The organism is Streptomyces sp. NBC_01460, assembly GCF_036227405.1.
GTDB lineage: Bacteria > Actinomycetota > Actinomycetes > Streptomycetales > Streptomycetaceae > Streptomyces.
The window spans coordinates 7,620,964-7,644,568 of record NZ_CP109473.1 but is presented as its reverse complement, the minus strand read 5'-3'; the positions used below and the strand labels follow the sequence as shown (position 1 = coordinate 7,644,568).

Genomic DNA, 23,605 nt, shown 5'->3' with positions numbered 1-23,605 from the left:
GCAGGGGAGAAGGCATCCTCGGCTGCGCGACACAGCCCGCGGCACTCAGGGCCGAGCGGGAGCGCCGGCCAGCAGCAGGGCGACCAGACCGAGCAAGGCACACAGCCCGGAGCCGAGCAGTATCTGCTCCCACAAGGGACAGCCCGCAGTGAGGGCTCCCGCAAGCCCGCTCACCGCGGACAGAACCAGAACCCCTCCCACGGTGGCGGCGCTGAGGCCACCCGCCTTGCTTCGTCCCTTCGGCGCTGTCGTGTGCGACATTCGGCACCCCTCACAGATTGACTCGAGCAGCAGGTAGAACGTTCGGACCGGTGGCGGTCGGGCGGCCGAGGGTGCCTTCGCGTTCTCCGCGACCTCACGCCTTTCGTGCGGTCGAGACGGCGAGGCGGAGGTCCTCGATGAAACCGCCACCGCGCCTCACTAGCGGCGCGTCCCGAAGAGCGCGGTCGTCAGGCATCCCCGATCCACTCGAGCGCGGCGGAACCCGGGTGACGATGCACCGACTCCGGAAAATGGTTGGTATATGCAACTTGCAGGGCGCCCGGCAGGGCACGCCGACAAGATTTAGGTGGAGCATACATTTACCTCCGCCGGCTGTCATCCGGCGCCACCGCACACACACGATTCGAGCTCACAGCCCTTGCACACACCTGCGACTCCTGCCGCCGCGAAGCGCGCGCGGGATCAGCTCTCGCGCACCGTCGGCCAGGAAGCCCGACGTACGACACAGAGTGTGTGCCCTTCAACAACGCGGCCTTGACCGCCAGGTCCCGTCCGTGGAGTGCCCCTTTCGGCGCCGGGTCGCACGCGCTGAGGCCGAACTCCCGACGGATGTCAGGCACCAGTCGCATACGGCGGGAGGTGCCGCGTATTCGCGTCGTGGTCAGGGGATCACGATGTTGAAGTCGGGGTCGAAGTCGTCAAGGAGACCGGCGAGAGCGCTCAGCGTCTCGCCGTCGCCGTCCAGCTCGATCTCTCCGGCCGCCACGAGCTGATCGGCGGACCCGGGCTGGAGAAGGGTGCCGACCAGTGCGGATTTCGGACCGCTGACGGTGAGCTGGGGGGCGAGGGACCCGCGCCGGGCGTTGAGGACTCCGCGCCGGATCCACATCGTCCAGGTCTCGTCGCTGTCGGTGAAGTGGAAGGCGATGCGCAGGTCCGCGGTTGCGGCCTTGTCTCCGATGAGATGAACAGCGGCGAAGTCGAAGAGGATGCCGATGGGCATGGCCAGGATGGTGTCCGGGCTCGCGGAGGCGAAGGAGGCCGGCTGAACTCCCTCACGTAGTTCCCTGGCCGCAGTGAGGAACACGCCCCGCCACTGCGGCCCTTCGGCCTGGTAGCCCATCTGCTCGTAGGCGTCGGCCTGGAGGTGACGGGCAGCCTGGTTCTCAGGCTCGGCAAAGACCAAGGCGTGAAGGATCTGGGCCGCCCAGCGGTAGTCCGCGGCCTGAAAGGCCCGGCGGCCCTCCGCCAGAACCTTGTCGGCCCCGATCAGGTCGACGAAGCGCCTGGCCGCCTCGGCGGGCGGGTGCGGGTGCAGGGAGACCGGGTCGCCGTCCCACATGCCGAGTTCCTTGGTGAAGACCGCACGGACGTCATGGTGGAGCGTGCCGTGGTAGCCGCGGTTGAACCACTTACGACCGAGCTCCTCGGGCAGCTCGATCTCCTCTGCCGCCTCCAGCGGCGTGTAGCCCTTGTTCGCCAGTCGCAGCGCCTGGTCGTGGAGGTACTTGTAGGTGTCACGCTGCGATTCCAGGAACGCCGTCACCGTGGCGTTGCCCCACACCGGCCAGGTGTGAGGCCCGTAGTGCACCTGGACGTCGTCGCCCCAGCGTTCCAGGGTCTCGTCGAGATAGCGGGCGAAATTACGGGCGTCACGGGTACGCGCGCCGCGCAGGGTCTGGATGTTGTGCAGCGAGTGGTTCGCGTTCTCCGCACAGGTCAGGGCGCCGAGCTGGGGGATCCAGATGTGCATCTCCTCGGGCGCCTCGGTGTCGGGGGCATAGAGGAACTCGAACTCCAGGCCACCCAGGTCACGCCTGGTGCCGGTCTCGGTGATCGGGTCGGTCGGCGAGAGGTAGGAGATGGTCACACCCGGCACGGAGGCGATGCCGATGCCGCAGGTGACATGCCCGGTCGCGTCGAGGTCGAGCAGACTGCCGAATGCGTACGAGGCGCGCCGCGTCATCGCGTTGCCGGCGATGACGTTCTCACCGATGGCGTGCTTGTCGAACGAGGCGATCGTGCCCGGTGCGATGATCGGCACCTTCCCGGAGGCGACGTCGTCGGCGCTGACGATCCCTTTCACACCGCCGTAGTGGTCGATGTGGGTGTGGGTGTAGATCACCGCGGCGACCGGCTTGTCGCTGACGTGCTCGCGGATCATCGTCATCCCCTGCGTCGCTGCCTCCACCGACGCCATGCAGTCCACGACCACCAGACCGGTCTCGCCCTCGACGACGGTGAGATTGGCGATGTCGTTGTTGCGGACCTGGTAGACGCCGTCGGTGACCTTGTACAGGCCGCCCTTGCGGATGATCTGCGACTGCCGCCACAGACTCGGGTGCACGGTGTCCGGTGCGGGGACGTCCTCGCCGATGTAGTCGAACCGGGCGGCGTCGAAGATTTCCCGGCCGTCGGCCGAGTACAGCTTGTCCGGGAAAGGGGCGATGAGCCCTCGGTCGCTGTCGGCGAAGTCCTGCCGGTCGTCCACGTCATACCTGGCCGGAGCATCGCGGTTCGCCTCAGCCGTGGCAGGCGTCGCGCTCTTGGGCGTGTAGGTCATGGCGACCTCTTTCGTCAGGGGCGACCACTCGGCACGTCGACCCAGCCTCACCTCTCCCCTGCCGCTCAGCAAGGCGGGCGTCACCGTTCGCATGAACCACCGCGGCGCGTGCAGCCGTCATGGCGTTCGACGGAGCGCGTCCGTCGTGGGCAGTCCTCGCAGACACTCGCCGCAACGGCCCATGACCGGCGGCTCTCCGCCGATACCCGACGTTGGGCTGCCGAGGCACCCTCAGCCCTCGCCCGGAAGAATTGGCACGCCGCCCTCCTGGGTCGACCCCGTCGATTCCCCAGGACTCATCTCTGATGATCGACCCCAGGGTGAGGCGAAGGCACCTGCACCATTTCGACGGTAGCCGTGCTCGTTCTCTTCATCGCCTGTATGGGACATCGCGATCACTCTTGCCCCACACGAACCCGGCCGGGCGTGGGCTGGAGTTCTGGTGGCCGTCCTGCCCGCGGAGGACGTGTCACAGACCGGCCCGCTCCAGCAGGATTTTCAACGCCCCTGGCTTGACCTTCTGCACGGGCCGAACCTGGCCGAGTTCCAGCTCGTCCCGGCCGACGGGATGGTCATACAAGGCGGCCGTGGGCCCTGGCAGCAGTGTGACGTCGACCCGGAAGGCGCATTCGGAATCCGGCGGGCCCGCCTCGTACGGCTCACCAAGGACGTCGGCCACGGCAGCGACCTCCGACTCCGGCGAGGTGAAGAAGAACCACAGGCGGTCGCCCCGGTTCATGCGGTTGCGTCGGCTCAGCCAGAAGTCGCGCTCAGGGTCCGTGTGGGCGAGACGACGCATCCTGTCCTTGTCGGAGGACTCACCGCCGAGGGTGTCCTTGTTCGGATTGAGGATGTAGATCCAGTCCTGCACGATCTCCCCCTGTCGCATTGGCCTCGGTGCCCAGGGACCGACCTCGCCCTGTTGAGCATCGTGCCGGTCATCTGCCCCTCGCGCAGGAAGTCGCCCGACCTCGCCGAGCATGGGGGACGCCGCCTCTCCCTCCGGCATGATGGCCTCCATGACCAACCCGGTGGATGTGCGCACGGCGGCAGCCGAGTTCGACCGGGCCGCTGTGGCGGACGTCGAGTCGGCTGCCGAGGACGAGCGCAAGGAGGTGCTGGCCCAGTTCCCGTTGGAGGAGTGGGCGGAGCTGCCGCTGGAGCGCTACGCCCTCGGGCAGGCCCCTCCTCCCGGGTCGGAGCCGACGTACTGCCGGCTACTGGAGTTCCTCACTCCGAATCTGGGGAGCATCAGGGGAGGCAGTGCCGCGAAGCACATCATGTACCACCACAACTCCGGCGAATGGCGGCTGGCCGCACCCCTGCGCGGCATGGACCCGCAGGAGGCCTGGGTGGAACTGCGCGGACAGTTCGTCCGGGCCTTCGACACCGTCGCGGCAGGAGACTTCGACGCCCTCGACGACCTCGAAGTGCTGCGGTACGGGCCGACGTTGGTGACGAAGTCCCTGACGACCTACTTCCCACAGCACTTCCTGCCGATCTACGCGGCCGAGCACCTGCGGACGTTCGTCACGCTGCTCGGCGGCGAAGCGCAAACCGGCGTCCCCGCCGCGCGCACGAACCGGCAGCTGAGGGAACTCCTGCGGAACCGTGAGGAGTTCGAGGGCTGGACGGGACAGGAGGTGATGCGCTTCCTGTACAAGCACTTCAATCCCCGGCGACGCACCATCTGGAAGATCGCTCCCGGCGAGCGCGGCCGTCTGTGGGAGGAATGCCGGAACGGAGGCTTCATCTGCGTCGGGTGGGACGAGCTCGGCGATCTCGGCCAGTACCAGAGCGACACGGAACTGAAGCAGTTCCTGGACGCGCACTGGCCGCGCAGCAGTGGCGGCAGCCTCACCCTCGCCCGTCGACTGCTGGCTTTCCGTGACCTGGAGGCGGGAGACCGCGTCGTCGCCAACCGCGGGACGGACGAGATCCTGGCCACCGGCAGGGTCGACGGGAGCTACCGTCACGCCCCGGACCGGCCGGAGTTCCACCACGTCGTCCCGGTGGTGTGGGACGCCTCCCGCGCGCAGAAGCTGTCGAAGCCCCAGCACGGTTGGCGGTCCACCTTCGCCAAGGTCGACCCGTCCCTCTTCGCCAGGTTCACCGCACACACCGCCGGCTCCGGCTCCGGTTCCGTGCCGATTACGGGAGGAGCGCGGACGGGCACGCCGGTCGCACTGCCCGAGGACGTGCAGGCCGTACTGGACGCGCTGGAGCGCAAGGGGCAGGTGATCCTGCACGGGCCGCCCGGTACGGGCAAGACCCGGCTCGCGCTCGGCGCCGCCCTTGCCCTGGCCGGCCGCGCCGACGTGCTCGGTGGTGCCGACCCCCGCCAACGTGCCGAGGCTCAGGCCGAGATGCTGCACGGCGACCGTGTCCGCATGGTCACCTTTCACCCGTCCTACGGCTACGAGGACTTCGTCGAGGGGTTCAAGCCGGACCTGAGCGCCACCGGCCCGGGGCTCACCCTCGCCCTCACGGACGGCCTGTTCCACGACCTGTGCGGCCGGGCCTCCGCCCAGCCCGACCAGACGTTCCTGCTGGTCATCGACGAGATCAACCGCGGTGATCTGCCCCGGATCTTCGGCGAGTTGATCACGCTCCTCGAACTCGACAAACGGAGCCTGCCGGTCGCCCTGCCCGTCAGCAAGCGGGCCTTCTCCGTGCCGCCGAACGTCCGAGTCATCGGCACCATGAACACCGCCGACCGGAGCATCAGCCACCTGGACGCCGCGGTCCGCCGCCGCTTCGCGTTCCTGCCCGTGGGCCCGGACCCGGACGCCGTTTCCGGGACCGTCGGCCCCCTGGACCTGGCCGCGTTCTTCGAGTCCCTCAACACCCGCATCGCCCGCCATCTCGACGCCGACCACCAGATCGGGCACGCCTACCTGCTGCGGGACGGTGAACCGATCGCCACCGAGGAGGATCTGGCCGCGGCCTTCCACCACGAGGTGCTCCCGCTTCTGGAGGACTACTGCCTCGGCCGGGCGGAACTGCTGCACCGTATCCTCGGCGCCCTGGTCGACGCCGGGACCGGGCGCGCGCTCCTCATGCCCCCGCAGGACCTGGCGGACGCCCTGGCGACCGAGTTCACCAGCGGCGTTCCCGGCCCGGATGCCTGACCGCACCCCGGTCCAGCTCGGCGAGTACGAGTCCGCCGTACTGGCGCCCGATCAGCTCACACCCCGGGACGCCGACCGCCTGCACGCCCTCCAGGCGCGGGGCAGTCTCACCCTGACCAGGGAGCACACGGGGTGGCGGCTCAAGGCCGACGCGACCGTCGGGGTCCTGGTCCTGGACCGTGTCCGCGTGGTCATCTCACCCAAGTTCGCCATTCCCGGAGAGCGGCTCATGAGCTGGCTCGCCTACGCCCTCGGCACGCCCGTCCCGGCGACGGCCAGACGGTGGGCCACCGGCCCCACCGGCTACGCCGATCTGGTCGGCGCCGCTCTGCTCGAAGAGTGCGAGCGGCTGCTGCGGGAGGGGCTGCGCCGGGACTACGTGCGCCGCCGGAGTGTCGAACCGTTGCTCCGGGGACGCCTGGACGTCGCCGCCCAGGCCACCCGGCGCTATGGGCAACTGGACCAGCTGCACCTCCGCGCCTTCGACCGGGAGGCGGACATCTGGGACAACCGCGTCCTGGGGAGCGCTCTGAAGGCGGCGCTCGGCATGACAGGCAGCCCTGGCCTGGCGCGCGCCCTGCACGGCGCCGCCGGCGCTTTCCCGTGGGCCCCTACCCCGGCCGCGGCGCTCCGCGCTCTGGACCGCACCCATTACACGCGACTCAACGCCCGCTACCGCCCCGCGCACACCTGGGCGCGCCTGCTGCTGCGCGGTGGCGGCGTGACCGACCTGCTCACCGACCACGGCACCTCGGCAGACGGGCTCCTGCTCGCGATGCCCGCGCTCTGGGAAGCTGTCGTCCGCCGTCTCGGCACCGAGGCCGTCGACTCACAAGGCGGCCACGCCGTACCCGGCGGGAGCGGCACCGGGATAACCATCCGCGGAGACCTGGGCAACGCCTCGGCCTTCCGGCCCGATCTCCTGCTCAGCCTTCCAGGACTTCCCGGACACGGCACGGCAGATCGCACGCTGCTGCCCGTGGACGCCAAGTACAAGCGCTACGACCGCCACGGCGTGAGCGCGGCCGATGTCCACCAGCTCCTCACCTACAGCAGCGGCTACGCCTCCGCCGACACCCCGACCGCCGTCATCGTCCACCCCCAGCCGGGCAGTCACGCCCGGCGCACCCTCCAGGTGCGCGGCCCCAGAGGCCTGTTGGGCCTTGTCCACGTCCTCGGTGTCGACACCCGCACCGTGCCTGAGCAGGCGTCGGCCTGGTTGGGCTCAGCACTGCGCTGACCATGGGACGCCGGCCGGTCGGTGACGGCCGCCGTGGGCGGTGAAGTGCCTGGACGGCCAGGCCGTCCGGATCGCGCAGGCAGAACTCCTTGAGGGCGTGGCCCGCCCCTACGTGGTCTTCCGCGGGGCGGCCGCAGGGTGGCGGCTACGCACCCCGGGAGCCTGCCGAGCCGGGCCGTTTACGGCTGGAGGCGCCGGGCCTGCGCGCCGGGGAGCCCTTGCGTGGGGCGCCCGCGCGTGTGGGCCGGCGCGGGGCGTCCTCGGGGGCGGGCGTGGCCGGGGCGGTGACGCTCCCGTCCCAGTGCGCCGGGCGGTCGAGGCCGGCCGGGAGGAGGGTGGCGGCGTCGCCCTGCGCGGCGTTGACCTGCGTCTGGGTGAGGAAGAGGCAGTCGGTGAGGTCGGCCCCCGCGAGAATCGTGTCCCGGAAGTCCGCGCCGATCACATCGGCTAGCCGCAGGTCCGCGCCCCTCATGTCGGCGGCAATGAGATACACGCCGCGCAGATCGGCCCCGCGCAGATCGGCACCCCTGAGCCGGGCCCCGAAAAGGTCGGCACCCCGGCAGTCCTTCTTCTTGCCCCGGACCTCCGCACGCACCAGTTCGCTGGTCCGCAGGAGCAACGTGTTCACCTCGGCCCGGTGCGCCGCCACGTCCAGGCCGAGCAGCGTGTCCACGTCACTGAAGGTCAGTCGCTCGATCTTCTCCAGCTCGGCCTGTACGTCCCGGTGGACCGGCCGGGCAGCCGGACGGGCCAGCGCCTCGTGGAGGTACCGGAGCAGCTCGTGGAACTGCCGCATCACGGGGAGCGCGGCGAACATCTGCCGCGCGCCGTCCGGGTCCTCCCGCCAGTTCTGCCCGGCGAAGGTGACCTTCGAGATCTTCTGTCCCGCACCGAAGCAGTCGTACACCGTGCACCCCTGAAATCCTTTGGGGCGCAGCTTGTCGTGGATGCCGCAGCGGAAGTCCTGCTGGAGGTTGGGGCAGGGGTCCCCGGCGGCCTTGTCGATCGCGAAGTCCGTGGAACGGGAGAACGCCAGCGCGACGCAGCACAGACCGAAGCAGTTCGCGCAATCTGCCCGCAGTTCGGTTGTCTCAGACAAGATGGGCGGTCTCCTGTGCCGTCGGCCTCGATACGGCCCCGGCCCTCTGTCGGACTCGTGGCGGTCCGCAAGAACCCCACACTGGCAGTTCAAGCCTACCGTCCGAGGTTCTCCCCTCGGCCTGGGAGATCGTCGACGCGATCCTCTTCCAGGACCGCACCGGCTGCCGGTGGGCGTACCTGCCGTCGAAGAGCGCAACGTCCTCCTACGTCGCCGGCCGGCGTGACGACGACACCGGCCGGACCGTTCACGACCGCCTGCGCCGCCACGGTGCGATGGGCCGCCTGTTCTCCGGCGCGGCTCCCTCCATGACGAGGTTGTTCCCGCACTCCTTCACCCACGGACATGTGAAGCCTCCCCGCCGTGGGCCGCCCGCTCCTGCCCGAGCCGCACCTGCGGCACCTGCGGCACGTCGCCTCGATCGGCTTGTGGCCCGTCCACTCGGCCATGTCCGTGACCGGAATGCCCGGCCGTGGGCGCTGGACGCAAAGGTGCGCCGGAAGCCGTGCATGCCGAGTCCGTCGACCGCGGGAAGCCCCTCGAAGGGACTTCGAATCCGCCGGCTCTCCATCGGCTCCGTGCGGTAGTTGCTGGAACCGCGCAGCACGTGGCCCTCTCGTGTCGAGCCGTACCTCCTCCCGTGTCGCTCGACGGCCTCACGTACCGAGAGGCCGGCGGCACCTCTCGGAACTCTCCCGCCGTGCGGTGCCGACCCCGCTCGCGGCGGGCTTCCGCGACGGACCGCGCGGTGGTCCTCTTCTCCGCGTACTCGCGTGTCAGGTACTCGATCGCGCCGTCCTGGGTACGAAAGCCGGCTTCTCACCCCTGTCTTCCGGTCGCGTCACGGAAGGGGCGGCGTAGGGATGCGGCCGCCGGGCTCCCGTGTCCACCCGCCCTACGCCGGTGCCCGCCTCTCGCCTCCGACCGACCGGTCGATCACCGCGGCCGGAGCCGACAGACCGTCACACAAAAATCGACCCTTAATAAAAGATGAAAGATAAGTCGTGCACGGTTCTTGACCGGGCGAGTGGGCCGGGCCAAGGTTTCGGAGAGCGCTCTCCCGTCGGTCCGTTTCTCAAGGAGCCACCCTATGCCCGCAGTTGGCATACCCCTCACAGCGGCACCGCCGCCCAGAGCTGCCCGCAAGGGACTCGTCGGAGCGGTGGTCACCGCACTGGCTGCCGCGCTGCTCGCCCTGACACCTGCCACCGACGCAGAGGCGGCGCCCGTGCTGCTCTCCCAGGGGAAGCAGGCGACAGCCTCCAGCCAGGAGCACTACGGCACGTCGGCCGGCAGCGCGGTCGACGGTGATCCCGGCACCCGCTGGTCGAGCGCCGCATCCGACCCCCAGTGGCTGAGCGTGGACCTCGGCACCCCCGCCGCCCTCGACCGGGTCGAGCTGAGCTGGGAGGCCGCTTACGCGAAGACCTACCGCATCGAGCTGTCGTCCAACGGCACCGACTGGTCGACCGCCTACTCGACGACCACCGGTTCCGGTGGAGCCGAGACGGTCGACGTCTCGGGGACCGCACGCTACGTCCGCATGCTCGGGACCGCGCGAGCCACCGGATACGGCTACTCGCTCTGGGAGTTCAAGGTCTTCGGCAGCACGGACGGCGGCACCGGCCCCGTCATCCCCGGTGGTGGCGACCTCGGACCGAACGTGCACGTCTTCGACCCGTCCACACCCGGCATCCAGGCCGAGCTGGACCAGGTCTTCGCCCAGCAGGAGTCGGCGCAGTTCGGCAGCGGCCGGCACGCCTTCTTCTTCAAGCCGGGCACGTACGACCACATCAACGCGCAGATCGGCTTCTACACCCAGATCGCCGGCCTCGGCCTGAAGCCGGACGACACCACCTTCAATGGTGACGTCACCGTCGACGCGGGCTGGTTCAACGGCAACGCCACCCAGAACTTCTGGCGTTCGGCCGAGAACCTCGCGCTGAACCCGGTCAGCGGCACCAACCGCTGGGCGGTCTCCCAGGCGGCCTCCTTCCGCAGGATGCACGTCAAGGGCGCGCTGAACCTCGCCCCGAACGGCTACGGCTGGGCCAGCGGCGGCTACATCGCCGACAGCAAGATCGACGGCCAGGTCGGCCCGTACTCCCAGCAGCAGTGGTACACCCGCGACAGCACCATCGGCGGCTGGACCAACGGCGTGTGGAACATGACCTTCTCGGGCGTCGAAGGGGCTCCCGCGAACAGCTTCCCGGAACCCCGGTACACCACGCTCGACACGACTCCCGTCTCGCGTGAGAAGCCCTTCCTCTACATGGACGGCAACGAGTTCAAGGTCTTCGCGCCGGCCAAGCGGACGAACGCACGCGGCACCACCTGGGCCGACGGCACCCCGCAGGGCACGTCCATCCCGCTCAGCAAGTTCTACGTCGTCAAGCCCGGGGCCACCGCCACGACGATCAACGCGGCCCTGGAGCAGGGGTTGAACCTGCTCTTCACCCCAGGCATCTACCACGTCGACCGGACCATCGACGTGAAGCGGGCCGACACCGTCGTCCTGGGTCTCGGTCTCGCCACGATCATCCCCGACAACGGCGTGACCGCCATGAAGGTCGCCGACGTCGACGGGGTGAAGCTCGCCGGCTTCCTCATCGACGCCGGGCCGGTCAACTCCCCGACCCTGCTGGAGATCGGCGGCCAGGGCGCCTCCGCCGACCACGCCGCGAACCCCACCACCGTCCAGGACGTCTACGTCCGCGTCGGCGGCGCCGGCCCCGGCAAGGCGACGACCAGCATCCTCGTCAACAGCGACGACGTGATCATCGACCACACCTGGGTGTGGCGCGCCGACCACGGCGAGGGCGTCGGCTGGGAGACCAACCGCGCCGACTACGGCGTGCGGGTCAACGGCGACGACGTACTGGCGACCGGCCTGTTCGTCGAGCACTTCAACAAGTACGACGTCGAGTGGTACGGCGAGCGGGGCAGGACGATCTTCTACCAGAACGAGAAGGCGTACGACGCCCCCGACCAGGCCGCCATCCAGAACGGCACCACCAAGGGGTACGCCGCCTACCGCGTCGACGACTCCGTGGACGTCCACGAGGGCTGGGGCATGGGCAGCTACTCGAACTACGACGTCGACCCCACGATCCGTCAGGACCACGGCTTCAAGGCACCGGTGAAGCCCGGGGTCAGGTTCCACAGTCTGCTGGTGGTCTCCCTCGGCGGCAACGGCCACTACGACCACGTCATCAACGACACGGGGTCGCCCACCTCGGGCACCTCGACGGTCCCGTCGACCGTGGTGTCCTACCCCTGATGATCCTCCGGTCCGGCCCGTCGGGCCGGACCGGGAGCAACGCCCTCCGGGCGGGGTTCCAGCCCCGCGCCCCCGCCCGGAGGTGCCGCACCGCAACGCACGCGAGTACAGGGACGCCCCGCTCCGTCGAACGGACGGGCCGCCCTCCCCACACGCCGGACGGCTCCAGGAACTCCCGCACATGTCCCGCCGCCCGGAACCCGAACCTGCCAGGAGCAGATATGTCACCACTCCTCCCCCACCCGACACCGGCACGGCGCCGCGTCGGCGTGCCCCTCCTCGCCCTCGGCGCGCTGATCGCGTCGTCACTCACCCTCACCGCCTCCCCGGCCGCCCAGGCCGCGGAGACCCTGCTGTCCCAGGGGAGACCCGCCACGGCCTCGTCCCAGGAGGGCGAGGCGTTCGGGGCGTCCGCAGCGGTGGACGGCAACCTCACCGGGACCCGCTGGGCCAGCCAGTGGAGCGACCCCCAGTGGATCCAGGTCGACCTCGGCAGCAAACAGAACGTGAGCCGTGTCGTGCTCACCTGGGAAGCGGCGCACGCCAAGAACTACGAACTCCAGGTCTCCGACAACGGCACCGACTGGCGTGCCCTGAAGACCGTCGCCGGAAGTGACGGCGGCACCGACGACGTCGCCGTGTCCGGCGCGGGCCGCTACGTCCGGATGCTCGGTACGGCCCGCCCCGGTGGGTACGGCTACTCGCTGTGGGAGTTCCAGGTCTACGGCGACGGTGACGGCCCGCCGCCCGCCAACGGGGGCAAGGTCGCCGTGACCGGCTCACAGGGCAACTGGCAGCTCACCGTCGGCGGCAAGCCCTACCAGGTCAAGGGACTCACCTGGGGACCGTCCGTCGGGGACGCGGCCCGCTACATGCCGGACCTCAAGTCGATGGGTGTGAACACCATCCGGACCTGGGGCACCGACGGCTCCAGCAAGCCCCTGCTCGACGAGGCCGCCGCCAACGGCATCCGGGTCGTCAGCGGCTTCTGGCTCCAGCCAGGCGGTGGCCCCGGCAGCGGTGGCTGTGTCAACTACGTGACCGACACCGCGTACAAGAGCACCTCGCTCACCGAGTTCGCCAAGTGGGTCGACACCTACAAGAGCCACCCCGGTGTCCTGATGTGGAACGTCGGCAACGAGTCGGTGCTCGGCCTCCAGAACTGCTACAGCGGCACCGAGCTGGAGAACCAGCGCAACGCGTACACGTCCTTCGTCAACGACGTGGCCAAGAAGATCCACTCCATCGACCCGGACCACCCGGTCACCTCCACCGACGCATGGACCGGCGCCTGGCCCTACTACAAGCGCAACGCGCCCGACCTCGACCTCTACTCGATGAACTCCTACGGCGACATCTGCAACGTCCGCGGCGCCTGGGAGCAGGGCGGCTACACCAAGCCCTACATCATCACCGAGGGCGGACCGGCCGGCGAGTGGGAGGTCCCGGACGACGCCAACGGCGTACCCGACGAGCCCAGCGACGTGCAGAAGGCCGAGGGCTACACCAAGGCGTGGGGCTGCGTCACGGGGCACCAGGGGGTCGCGCTCGGTGCCACGCTCTTCCACTACGGGCTGGAGCACGACTTCGGCGGCGTCTGGTTCAACCTGGTGCCCGACGGCCTGAAGCGCCTGTCCTACTACGCGGTGAAGAAGGCGTACGCCGGTTCGACCAGCGGGGACAACACCCCGCCCGTCATCACCAACATGGGTGTCACCCCGGCGAACGCGGCGCCGGCGGGCAAGGAGTTCACGGTCCGTGCCGACGTGCGGGACCCGGACGGCGACCCGGTGAAGTACAAGATATTCCTGAGCGGCAACTACGCCAGCGGCGACAAGGGTCTCGTCGAGGCCCAGTGGCGGTCCACCGGCAACGGCACCTTCGCCGTCACCGCGCCCGAGAAGCTCGGCGTGTGGAAGGTGTACATCCAGGCCGAGGACGGCCGCGGCAACGCCGGGATCGACACGAAGTCGGTGAAGGTCGTCGCGCCGCCCGTGGACGGCACCAACGTCGCGCTGAACAAGCCCGCCACCGCCTCCTCCTTCCAGGCCTCCTACGGTGACTGCCCGTGCCCGGCCGGCCTCGCCACGGACGGCAAGACGGAGACGCGCTGGGCCAGCGACTGGAGCGACCCCCAGTGGATCCAGGTCGACCTCGGGGCGCGGACCGCGTTCCGGAAGATCCAGCTGGTCTGGGACCCCGCCTACGCCAAGTCCTACGACGTGCAGGTCTCCGACGACGGCAGCAACTGGCGCACGGTCCACACGACCACGGCGGGCAACGGGGACATCGACACCATCGATGCCGCCACCACCGCCCGGTACGTACGGCTCCAGCTGAAGGCCCGGGGTACGGCCTGGGGCTACTCGCTGCACGAGTTCGGCGTCTACAGCTGATACAGCTGATCACGTCGGAGCGTGCCGTATGACGGGCAGGGCCCGACCGTCGCCACCATGGGACGGCCGGGCCCTGCCCCTCTTGTGTGGGTGCTCCGCCGAAGACCGGCGCGGACGGCGTCCCGAGAGGCGCCCGGGGCGACCGGATCGGGCCGGGTCCGCCCCGCGCGTGCGGATGCGTGGGGCCGGAGGTCGGGGGCAAGGTGGGGTCATGACGACGACGCTCGGTTCCTTCGTTCTCGGTACTCCCGATCCACCCGCGCTGGCCGACTTCTACCGCGCTCTGCTGGGCTGGGAGGAAGTCGAGCGGACACCGGAATGGGTGCGGCTGCGTGCTCCCGGACACGAACGACCGGGCCTCAGCTTCCAGCTGGAGGCCGACCACACGCCCCCGGTGTGGCCTCAGAAGCCGGGCACCCAGCAGATGCAGGCGCACGTGGACCTGCAGGTCGACGACCTGGTCGCGGAGACGGAGCGAGCTTGTGCCCTGGGCGCGGCACGGGAGGAGCACCAGCCTCAAGAGGGCGTACAGGTCCTCCGTGACCCTCACGGCCACCCGTTCTGCCTCTTCCTGCCGGGCGCCTGAACGCCCCTGTCCGGCACCCGGACGCATCTCGGTGCCGTTGCCGCAGCCGTCGCCGTCGCCGTCGCCGGACCAGCGATGTCCGGCCTCAACGGCCACTACCTCCCCCTGCCGGCCGCGGCCGTGGGCTGCTCCGGGCGGGCCACGAGGACCTCGACGCCGTCGGCCTGGAGGGCGTCGAGGTCGAAGGCCGGGATGCCGGAGTCGACGATGACGAGGTCGAAGGCGGTCACGGGGGCCAGTTGGTAGAGGCCGCGACGGCGGAACTTCGTGTGGTCGACCAGGAGGACCTTGCGCGCGCAGGCGTCCATCAGGGCCCGCTTCACCGCCACCGTCTCCTGCGACTGGTGGTAGCAGTGGCCGCGGGTGATGGCGGTCGTGGAGGCGAAGAGCGTGTCGGCGCTGAGGCTGGTCACGGCGTCCACGGTGCGCAGGCCCAGGAAGGCGTCGTAGGCGGGGTAGTAGGTCCCGCCCAGGGAGATGAGCTCGATGCCCGGACTTCCGGCCAGTGTCTGGGTGACGGGGCCGAAGTTGGTGATGACGGTCAACGGGGCGTGCCGGTCCAGGAGGCGTGTGAGCGCCAGAGCCGTCGTGCTGTCGTCGATGACGACTGCCTGCCCGGGCCTGACGAGGCGCAGAGCGGCGCGGGCGATGGCTTCCTTCTCCGCCGTCATGGCGCGGGCACGGTGCCGGACGTCGCCGTGGAAGGCGGTCGACGGCTGAGCCGTCGCGCCCCCGCGGACCTTTCTCAGCCAGCCCCTGTCCTGCAGGTAGTCGAGGTCCCGGCGGATGGTCATGGTCGTCACGCCCAGCTCGTCGGCCAGCTGCTCGATCCGGACGAACCCCCTGTCCACGACGCGGCCCTTGATCCGTTCCCTGCGTTCGCGGGGCTTCCGCGCGCTCATGTCGGCCGGCTGCCGGTCCTCTGCTCCCACGAAGACTCCTGTTCATTTTCTGTGAAGTGAACATCCCCGGACCTGACCCCGTTTACCTCGTTCGTCACTCCTTCCGGTGAGGCCGCCCGCGCGGCCGCGCCCTCTGCCGCCGTCCTCCGCGACGATGACGGACGGCCGCCCTCCTCGTCCCGTGTCACGGAGCGCGCGCCGAACGAACATCGAAGGCTGGGGAAGCGCTACAGCAATTGTTCAATTACTGCGGTCCGTTGACACAAACGAAACATCTGAGTTTCCTGAGCGTTGCCTTCAGTGCCCATGAGCAAGGAGTGGAACATGAGAAGAACGGCACGTCGTGCACTCCTCGGAATCCTCGCTCTGGGCACCCTCGTCTCGTGCGCGGAGGAACCCGGCACGACAGGTTCCGACAACGGCGGCGGCGTAGGCAAGGTCGCGTTCCTGATGCCCGACCTCGCCTCCACCCGGTACGAGCGGTACGACGCCCCGCTCTTCAGGAAGCGCATGGGTGCGCTCTGCCAGGAGTGCGACGTCATCTACCAGAACGCCGACAGCGACGCCGCGTTGCAACAACAGCAGGCCAACTCCGCCATGGCACAGGGCGCCAAGGTGATCGTGCTGGATCCGGTCGACTCCGATTCGGCGTCCACCATCGTGCAGGCGGCGCATTCCCAGGGCGTCAAGGTGATCGCCTATGACCGCCCGGTGTCCGACAAGCCGGCGGATTTCTACATCTCGTTCGACAACGAGGCGATCGGCGAATCCATCGGCCGGTCATTGGTCGGCCACCTCGAGAAGACAGGAGCGAAGGGCGGACTGCTCCAGGTCAACGGCTCTCCGACCGACGCCGCCGCCGGGCTGATCAAGAAGGGCATCCACAAGGCCGTCGACGGCAGCGGGTTCGACCTGCTCGCCGAGTACGACACCCCGGACTGGTCGCCGGAGAAGGCGCAGCAGTGGGTGAACGGGCAGATCGCGCAGCACTCCGGGCACATCGTGGGCGTGGTGGCCGCCAACGACGGCACGGGCGGCGGGGCGATCGCGGCCTTCAAGGGCTCCGAGGTGAAGGTCCCGCCGGTCACCGGAAACGACGCCGAGCTGGCGGCGATCCAGCGCATCGTGTCGGGCGACCAGTACAACACCATCTCCAAGCCCATCAAGACGGTCGCCGAGGCGGCGGCGGAGGCCGCCCACCAGCTGATGAAGGGGGAGAAACCGAAGGCGGACACGACCCTCTTCGACACGCCCTCGCAGCTGTTCGAACCGACGGTGGTGACCCGGGAGAACCTCAAGGACGTGGTCTTCGGCCCCGACGGGGTGCTCGAGGCCGAAGACGTCTGCACCCGTGTGTACGCCGACGGCTGCCGACGGCTGGGCATCCGGTAGCGGCGTCCCGTGCCCGAGCGAGAGAGGACACCCATGACCGGCCCCGCGGTCCCCGCCACGTCTCCTCGAACCGACGGATCCGTCGTGCTGTCGCTGAGGGGTGTGAGCAAGCAGTTCGGTGCCGTCGCCGCGCTCAGCGGGGTCGACCTCGATGTCGCGGCCGGTGAGGTGGTCGCCGTGGTGGGGGACAACGGCGCGGGGAAGTCCACGCTCGTGAAGATCCTCTCCGGGGTCCACGCCCCCGACGCGGGGACGATCTTTTTCCAGGGCGAGGAGGTCAGGTTCGACTCCCCGGGCGCCGCGCACGCGCGGGGCATCGCGACGGTCTACCAGGACCTGGCGCTGTGCGAGAACCTCGACGTGAAGGCGAATCTCTTCCTCGGTCAGGAGCTCCGGCCCTGGATGCTGGACGACGTCTCCATGGAGAGGCGGTCCTGGGAGCTGCTGCGTGAGCTGGGGGCCAGGATTCCCGCGCTCGACGTCCCCGTGGCCGCTCTCTCCGGCGGGCAGCGGCAGACGGTGGCGATCGCCCGTGCGCTGCTCGGCCGGCCGGAGGTCGTGCTGCTGGACGAACCGACGGCCGCCCTCGGCGTCGCGCAGACCGCCGAGGTGCTCAACCTCATCGAGCGGCTCAAGGGCAACGGGCTCGGCACCGTCATGATCAGCCACAACATGGAGGACGTCCGAGCGGTGGCCGACCGGGTCGCCGTGCTCAGACTCGGCCGGAACAACGGCGTGTTCGACGCCCGGGAGGTCTCGTCCGAGGAAGTCGTCGCCGCCATCACCGGGGCGGCCGACAACGCCGTTTCGCAGCGTGCCGCGCGCCGCGCGGCCACCTCTCGACAGGAGGAGGGACAGCCGTGACCTCTCTCGGTTCTCCGGTGGCGGCGGCCACCGACCCGCCGGACGAGCCCCCGGCGGCGCGGCACGGTTTCCGCGACAGCCTCCGCGGCACGGTCCGCCGGGCCCGGGCCGGCGACGTGGGCATGCTGCCGGTCGTCGCCGGTGTCGTGGTGATCTGGACGATCTTCCAGTCGCTCAACCGGACCTTCCTGTCCAGCACCAACCTGGTGAACCTGGCGTTCGACATGGTGCCCCTGGGGGTGATCGCGCTGGGCATCGTGTGCGTCCTGCTGGTCGGCCAGATCGACCTGTCGGTCGGCTCCGTGAGCGGTGTCGCCGCTGCGACCACGGGCGTGGTGATGGTCCGTCACGAGCAGTCGGTGTGGCTGGCGATCCTGATGGCGGCGGGTGTCGGCGCGCTGATCGGCTGGCTCTACGGGCAGGCGCTCAACCGTTTCGGGGTGCCCAGCTTCGTCGCCACCCTGGGCGGCCTGCTGGCCTTCCTCGGCGCCCAGCTCTGGCTCCTGCGTGGCGAGAACGCGATCAACCTGCCGTACGACTCCGGCCTGGTGAGGTTCGCCCAGGTGTGGTTCGTCCCCGAGGCGGTGGCCTACGTCTGCGCGCTCCTGGCGGCCGGCGGGTTCCTCGCCCTCGGTCTGGTCCGTGCCCGCAGTCGCCGCCGAGCCGGTCTGTCGTCCGTCTCGCCGCGGTGGCTGGCCGTGCGTTCCCTCGCGCCGGCGGCGGCGCTGCTGTTCGCGGTGTACTACCTGAACCGCACCCGCGGGGTGCCGTGGATGTTCGTGCTCTTCGTCGCCCTGGTCCTGATCCTGCACTACGTCCTCGCCCGGACCGGGTTCGGCCGGTCCCTGTACGCGGTGGGCGGCAACGCGGAGGCTGCCCGCAGGGCCGGTATCGACGTACGCGCCGTGTACACCGCGGCATTCGTCATGTGCTCCACGCTCGCCGCGACGGGCGGCGTCCTGGCAGCCGCCCGGCTCGCGGCGGCGAATCAGAGCACCGGTACGGCCGACGTGAACCTGAACGCCATCGCCGCGGCGGTGATCGGCGGGACCAGCCTCTTCGGTGGCCGCGGGTCCGCCTTCGCCGCCCTGCTCGGTGTCCTCGTCATCCAGTCGATCTCCAGCGGGCTCACCCTGCTCAATCTCGACTCCGCGTACCGCTTCGTCATCACGGGCTGCGTGCTGCTGGTCGCCGTCGCCCTGGACTCCGCCGCCCGCCGCTCGCGGCAGGCGCACGGAAGGGGCTGAGGGCATGACATCGCTGGCCATCGACGCCGGCACCACCACGGTCAAGGTCGTCGGATACGGCTCCGACGGAACGGAACTGACGGTGAGCCACCGTCCGACCCGGGTGCTGCGGCCCCGTCCGGGCCACGCGGAACAGGACATGGACGAGGTCTGGGAGGCCGTCGCCTCGGCCGTCAGGGAGGTCGCGGCCGCGCTGCCCGAGCCGCCGGAGCTGGTCGCCGTCACCGGGCAGGGCGACGGAGCATGGCTCGTCGACGGGCGGGGCCACCCCACCGGGCCCGCGGTGCTGTGGAACGACGGACGGGCCACCGACGTGGTCACCGGGTGGGAGCGCGACGGCACCCTGGAACAGGCCTTCAGGATCTGCGGCTCCCGCCTGTCCACCGGCATGCCCAACGCCGTGCTCGCCTGGTTGCGGGAGCACGATCCGGAGCGGACGCGCCGCTCCCGCTCCCTGCTGACCTGCGGCGGCTGGCTCTTCCTGAAGCTCACCGGGGAGGCGGCCGTGGACGAGTCCGAGGCGTCGGCACCGTTCCTGGACCTCGGGCGGCGCTCGTGGTCCGAGAAGCTGTTCGAGCTGTACGGCCTGGAGTGGGCCCGGGACCTGCTGCCCCCGCTCCGGGACGACGACCACCGGGTGACCGCGCTCAGCACCACCGCCGCCGTCGGGACGGGACTGCCCGCCGGCATCCCGGTGGTGCTGGCGCCCTACGACATCTGCGCCACCGCCATCGGCTCCGGCGCGGTCGTCGCCGGCCGCGCCTGCACCGTGCTCGGCACCACCCTGTCCACCGAGATCGTCACCGACTCCGCCGGCTGTGTGCTCACCGACGAACCGGTGGGCATCACCGTCGCCCTGGGCGTCCCCGGGCACTATCTGCGCGCCTTCCCCACCATGAGCGGCGGCGACATGCTGCACTGGGGCGCACGGCTCCTCGGGCTCGCCTCGGCCACCGACCTGATGGCGCTGGCCGAGCGCGGCGCCGAGAACACGGCCGGTGTGCGGTTCCTCCCCTACGTCTCCTCGGCGGGGGAACGTGCCCCGTTCTACGACCCGGCAGCCCGCGGTTCCCTGTCCGGCCTCTCCCTGGACAGCGGCCGGGAGGACGTGGCCCGCGCGGTGGTGGAAGGTGTCACCATGGCGATCCGCGACTGCCTCGCCGCCTCCGCGGCCACCCCGGAGCTTCTGACCCTCAGCGGCGGCGGTGCCAGAAGCGCGTACTGGACCCAGCTGATCGCGGATGTCGCCGGCCTGCCGGTGGCGATCCCCGCCGACACGGAGACCGGGGCGCGCGGCGCCTGGCTGACCGGCATGGTCGCGACCGGCCGCGAACCGGACTTCGCCACCGCGGCGGCACGGCATGTGCGGATCTCGGTCACCTGCGAGCCGGACGCCGCCAAGGGCGGGGCGGTGGGCGACCGCTATGCGGAGTTCCTGCGGCTGCGGGAGCTGCACCGGCCGATCTGGGCGCTCGGCCGCGGCGGGGCGGGCCTCGCCGAAGGAGCCGGCGCGTGACCGGCGGCCCGGACATCTGGCTCGGCGTCGACCTGGGCACGCAGGGGGTGCGCGCGGTCGCCGTGGCGTCGGACGGCCGGGTGCTCGGCACGGGATCGTCGCCGCTGACCAGTCACCGGCGGGGCGAACGCCATGAGCAGGACCCGGAACAGTGGTGGCGTGCGGTCTGCTCGGCCGTCGGGCAGACCTGCGCGGCGGGCGCCGACCCGCGGCGCATCCGGGCGCTGGCCGTCGACGCGACCTCCGGAACCGTCACCCTGACCGACCGGCACGGCAGGTGCGTCACCCCCGGTCTCATGTACGACGACGGCCGCGCGACGGTGGAGACGGAGCAGGTCAACGCGCTCGGCGCACACCAGTGGGCCAAGGCGGGCTACCGCCGGATGCAGCGCTCCTGGGGGCTTCCCAAGCTCTGCCGGCTGCTCGACAGGTACCCGCACGCGGTGGCGGACGGCTGGCGCCTCGCCCACCAGAGCGACGTGATCAACCGCAGGCTCGTCGGACACGACGTGCCCACGGACACCGGCAACGCCCTCAAGTCCGGAGCAGACGCCGCGACGGTGACCTGGCCCGAGAAGGTCTTCGCCGCGCTGGGGATCCCCGCCGGCGTCCTGCCCGGCCTGGTGCTGCCCGGCACCGTGATCGGCGAGGTCTGCGCCGGTGCCGCGGCCGAGTGCGGGCTCGTCCCCGGCATTCCCGTGGTCGCCGGGACGACCGACGGCTGTGCGGCCCAGCTGGGCTCCGGGGCGACCGCGGTCGGCAGCTGGAACTCGGTGCTGGGCACGACGCTCGTCCTCAAGGGGGTCACCGAGGACCTGCTGCGCGACCCGAACGGCGTCGTCTACTCCCACCGCTCCCCTTCCGGCCACTGGCTGCCCGGCGGTGCGTCCAGCACGGGTGCGGGCCTGGTGGCCCGGGAGTTCGCCGGTGCCGACCTGGACCGGCTGACCGATGCGGCGGAGCCCTTGCTGCCCACCGGCCTGCTGCGCTATCCGCTGGTCTCTCCCGGGGAGCGGTTCCCCTTCGTCGCCCCGGACGCGGTCGCGTTCACCAGCCGTGGACCGGCGGGCCGCACCGAGGACTTCGCCGCGCTGATGCAGGGGGTCGCGTACGTCGAACGCCTCTGCTTCGACTACGTGGACCTGCTCGGCGCCCCCGTCGACGGGGCCGTCGTCCTCACCGGCGGCGCGACCCGCAACCCGGTGTGGAACCAGCTCCGCGCCGATGTGCTGCGGCGTCCCGTGTCGCTGCCCCGCCATGGCGGGCCCGCGCTCGGCATGGCCGTACTCGCCGCCTCCGCCTGCGGGGAGCACGGCGCCACCGGGGCCTCGCTGGACCGTGCCGCCGCCGCGATGGTGCGGGTGGACCGGGTCCTGGAGCCGCGGTCCACGCACCGGTCCGCGCACGACGAGGGCTACGCCCGGCTGCTCGGCCTGCTGGTCGGGCGTGGCTGGCTGCCCGGGACCGTCGCGGACCACGCACGAGAAAGGACCGCACCATGAGCGTCCATGTCTTCCTCGTCCGGCACGGGGAGAGCGTCTGGCACGAGGAGAACCGCTACGCCGGGGTCACCGACATCGCGCTCTCCCCGCACGGCCGCGCCCAGGCGTCCGGGCTCGCCATGTGGGCGGGTGGTGCGGACCTCACGGCGGTGTGGTCGTCCCCGATGCGACGCTGCCGGGAGACCGCGGAGGGGTGCGCGGACCGCGCCGGTCTGCCACTGATCCTCGAACCACGGCTGCGCGAACTGAATTTCGGCGTCGCCGAGGGGCTGACCCGCGCCGAGCTGCGGGAGCGCCTGCCCGGCGCGCTGAAGGCCTTCGAGGCCGACCCGGTCGGGAACCACTTCCCGGAGGGCGAGGACCCCGTCGCCGCCGGCGAGCGCTACACCGGTTTCCTCGCCGGTCTGCGGACCGGTCACCCGGAGGGCCGCGTGCTCGTCGTGGCCCACTCCACCGCCATCCGGCTCGCGCTCTGCCGGCTCCTGGGGATCCCGCCGCGGGACTACCGCCGTGTCTTCCCCCGCCTGGCCAACTGCGCGCTGACCGAACTGATCCTCCGCGACGGCACACCCTCGCTGCTGGCGCTGAACCAGCACGTGACCCCAGGAGTACCCGAGTGACCACGATCCTCGCGGCCGGCGACCACTTCGTCCGCACCTCGCTGCTCACCGACCGCCTCCGGCCGGTCGCACCCGAGGCCGCCTTCCGGGAACTCACCCTTCCCTGGCCCGTCGAGCCCTTCGGCGCGGTGGCCGAGGTCCACGAGGCCTCCGGCACCGAGGACCAGCTGATCGAGGCCCTCGACGGTGTGGACATCTGCGTGACGCAGATGGCGCCGCTGACGGAACGGATCCTGGAAGCGAGCCCCGGGCTCCGCCTGTTCTGCGTCGGCCGGGGAGGCCCCGTCAACGCGAATCTCGCGGCGGCCACCCGGCACGGTGTCGCGGTCACCTTCGCTCCCGGCCGCAACGCCACCGCCACCGCCGAGCACACGGTGGCCCTGATGCTGGCCGCCACCCGGCGGGTCCCCGCCACCCACCACGACCTGACCGAGGGCGTCTGGCGGGGCGACTACTACCGCTACGACAGCGTCGGTCCCGAGCTCGAGGGCAGCACGGTCGGCATCGTGGGGTACGGCGCCATCGGCTCCCGGGTGGCCCGCATCGTCCAGGGTTTCGGTGCCCGTGTCCTGGTCGCCGACCCGTACCTGGGAGAGGCCGACACGGCCCCTGCCGTCCGGGTGGACCTCCCCGAACTGATGCGCCGCTCCTCCTTCGTCACCGTGCACGCCCGCGCCACCCCGGAGACCGCGGGGCTGCTCTCCCGCGAGCTGATCGGGCTCATGCCTCCCGGCGGCGTACTCGTCAACTGTGCCCGCGGTTCCCTGGTCGACTACGACGCCGTCTGCGACGCCCTGGACGAAGGCAGGCTCTTCGGCGCCGCCTTCGACGTCTTCCCCGAGGAGCCGCTCCCGGCCGGATCCCGGCTGCCGCGTACGCCCGGCGTCGTCATGACCCCGCATCTGGCCGGCGCCAGCAAGCAGACCGCCCACAACGCGTCCGCCCTCGTGGCCGGCGAGGTCGCCCGCTTCCTGGCCGGTGGCGCACCGGCCCACTGCGCGAACCCGGAGGTGCTGCGGACCCGGCGCTGACCGGCACACGACGG

At 70.7% G+C, this 23,605-nt stretch carries 15 protein-coding genes and 1 pseudogene; 12 read left to right on the top strand and 4 right to left on the bottom strand.

The features are described 5' to 3' along the window. Positions 1–883 precede the first annotated feature (883 nt). Together OG488_RS34180 and OG488_RS34175 are read right to left on the bottom strand one after the other, a co-directional pair. Positions 884–2,785: an alkyl/aryl-sulfatase gene (locus tag OG488_RS34180; protein ID WP_329236316.1), complete on the bottom strand. Its 1,902-nt coding sequence runs from the start codon at positions 2,783–2,785 to the stop codon at positions 884–886. Positions 2,786–3,254: 469 nt separating this feature from the next. Then, the gene (locus OG488_RS34175; protein ID WP_329236314.1) at positions 3,255–3,656 is read right to left on the bottom strand and encodes a hypothetical protein; all 402 of its coding nucleotides are present in this window, start codon (positions 3,654–3,656) and stop codon (positions 3,255–3,257) included. Between the two features lie 148 nt (positions 3,657–3,804). On the opposite strand from OG488_RS34175, the gene OG488_RS34170 reads away from it, so the two are divergent. Both OG488_RS34170 and OG488_RS34165 read left to right on the top strand, forming a co-directional pair. Continuing rightward, positions 3,805–5,916: an AAA family ATPase gene (locus OG488_RS34170; protein ID WP_329236312.1), complete on the top strand. Its 2,112-nt coding sequence runs from the start codon at positions 3,805–3,807 to the stop codon at positions 5,914–5,916. Further along, a complete protein-coding gene (locus OG488_RS34165) occupies positions 5,909–7,156 on the top strand; it encodes an McrC family protein (protein ID WP_329236310.1) in 1,248 nt (415 codons plus the stop codon). Before OG488_RS34170 ends, OG488_RS34165 begins: the two co-directional genes overlap by 8 nt. Before the next feature lie 298 nt (positions 7,157–7,454). On the opposite strand, the pseudogene OG488_RS34160 reads toward OG488_RS34165, so the two are convergent. Further along, a pseudogene (locus OG488_RS34160) lies at positions 7,455–8,258 on the bottom strand (pentapeptide repeat-containing protein); the annotation flags it as partial. A 1,087-nt stretch (positions 8,259–9,345) separates the two neighbouring features. Between OG488_RS34160 and OG488_RS34155 the strand changes: the two are divergent. From OG488_RS34155 to OG488_RS34145, 3 genes are all read left to right on the top strand, one after another. After that, positions 9,346–11,535 carry a discoidin domain-containing protein gene (locus tag OG488_RS34155; RefSeq protein WP_329236308.1) on the top strand — a complete coding sequence of 730 codons (2,190 nt, stop codon included), beginning with the start codon at positions 9,346–9,348 and terminating at the stop codon, positions 11,533–11,535. A gap of 221 nt (positions 11,536–11,756) precedes the next feature. Beyond that, the gene (locus tag OG488_RS34150; RefSeq protein WP_329236306.1) at positions 11,757–13,931 is read left to right on the top strand and encodes a discoidin domain-containing protein; all 2,175 of its coding nucleotides are present in this window, start codon (positions 11,757–11,759) and stop codon (positions 13,929–13,931) included. Between the two features lie 211 nt (positions 13,932–14,142). Then, positions 14,143–14,517, top strand: a complete 375-nt coding sequence (locus OG488_RS34145; RefSeq protein ID WP_329236304.1) for a VOC family protein — start codon at positions 14,143–14,145, stop codon at positions 14,515–14,517. Positions 14,518–14,612: 95 nt separating this feature from the next. Here OG488_RS34145 and OG488_RS34140 read toward each other — a convergent pair whose 3' ends face one another. Continuing rightward, on the bottom strand, positions 14,613–15,419 hold the full coding sequence (locus OG488_RS34140; protein ID WP_329239204.1) for a DeoR/GlpR family DNA-binding transcription regulator: 807 nt from the start codon (positions 15,417–15,419) through the stop codon (positions 14,613–14,615). A gap of 324 nt (positions 15,420–15,743) precedes the next feature. Here OG488_RS34140 and OG488_RS34135 point away from each other — a divergent pair, with 324 nt between their 5' ends. From OG488_RS34135 to OG488_RS34105, 7 genes are read left to right on the top strand one after another with little or no spacing between them, the layout of a single operon-like run. Then, positions 15,744–16,811 (top strand): ABC transporter substrate-binding protein, encoded by a 1,068-nt coding sequence (locus tag OG488_RS34135; RefSeq protein ID WP_329236302.1) that lies wholly within the window; start codon positions 15,744–15,746, stop codon positions 16,809–16,811. Between the two features lie 33 nt (positions 16,812–16,844). Further along, positions 16,845–17,675 (top strand): ATP-binding cassette domain-containing protein, encoded by an 831-nt coding sequence (locus tag OG488_RS34130; protein WP_329236301.1) that lies wholly within the window; start codon positions 16,845–16,847, stop codon positions 17,673–17,675. Beyond that, positions 17,672–18,922: a sugar ABC transporter permease gene (locus tag OG488_RS34125; protein ID WP_329236299.1), complete on the top strand. Its 1,251-nt coding sequence runs from the start codon at positions 17,672–17,674 to the stop codon at positions 18,920–18,922. Before OG488_RS34130 ends, OG488_RS34125 begins: the two co-directional genes overlap by 4 nt. Before the next feature lie 4 nt (positions 18,923–18,926). Next, positions 18,927–20,438: an FGGY-family carbohydrate kinase gene (locus OG488_RS34120; protein ID WP_329236297.1), complete on the top strand. Its 1,512-nt coding sequence runs from the start codon at positions 18,927–18,929 to the stop codon at positions 20,436–20,438. Continuing rightward, complete coding sequence (locus tag OG488_RS34115) at positions 20,435–21,940, top strand: FGGY-family carbohydrate kinase (protein ID WP_329236295.1); 1,506 nt, start codon at positions 20,435–20,437, stop codon at positions 21,938–21,940. Before OG488_RS34120 ends, OG488_RS34115 begins: the two co-directional genes overlap by 4 nt. Next, positions 21,937–22,560, top strand: a complete 624-nt coding sequence (locus OG488_RS34110; RefSeq protein ID WP_329236293.1) for a histidine phosphatase family protein — start codon at positions 21,937–21,939, stop codon at positions 22,558–22,560. The genes OG488_RS34115 and OG488_RS34110 overlap by 4 nt, the downstream gene beginning before the upstream one ends. Next, positions 22,557–23,591, top strand: coding sequence for a 2-hydroxyacid dehydrogenase (locus tag OG488_RS34105; protein WP_329236291.1), 1,035 nt, complete (start codon positions 22,557–22,559; stop codon positions 23,589–23,591). The genes OG488_RS34110 and OG488_RS34105 overlap by 4 nt, the downstream gene beginning before the upstream one ends. The last annotated feature ends 14 nt before the right edge of the window (positions 23,592–23,605 follow it).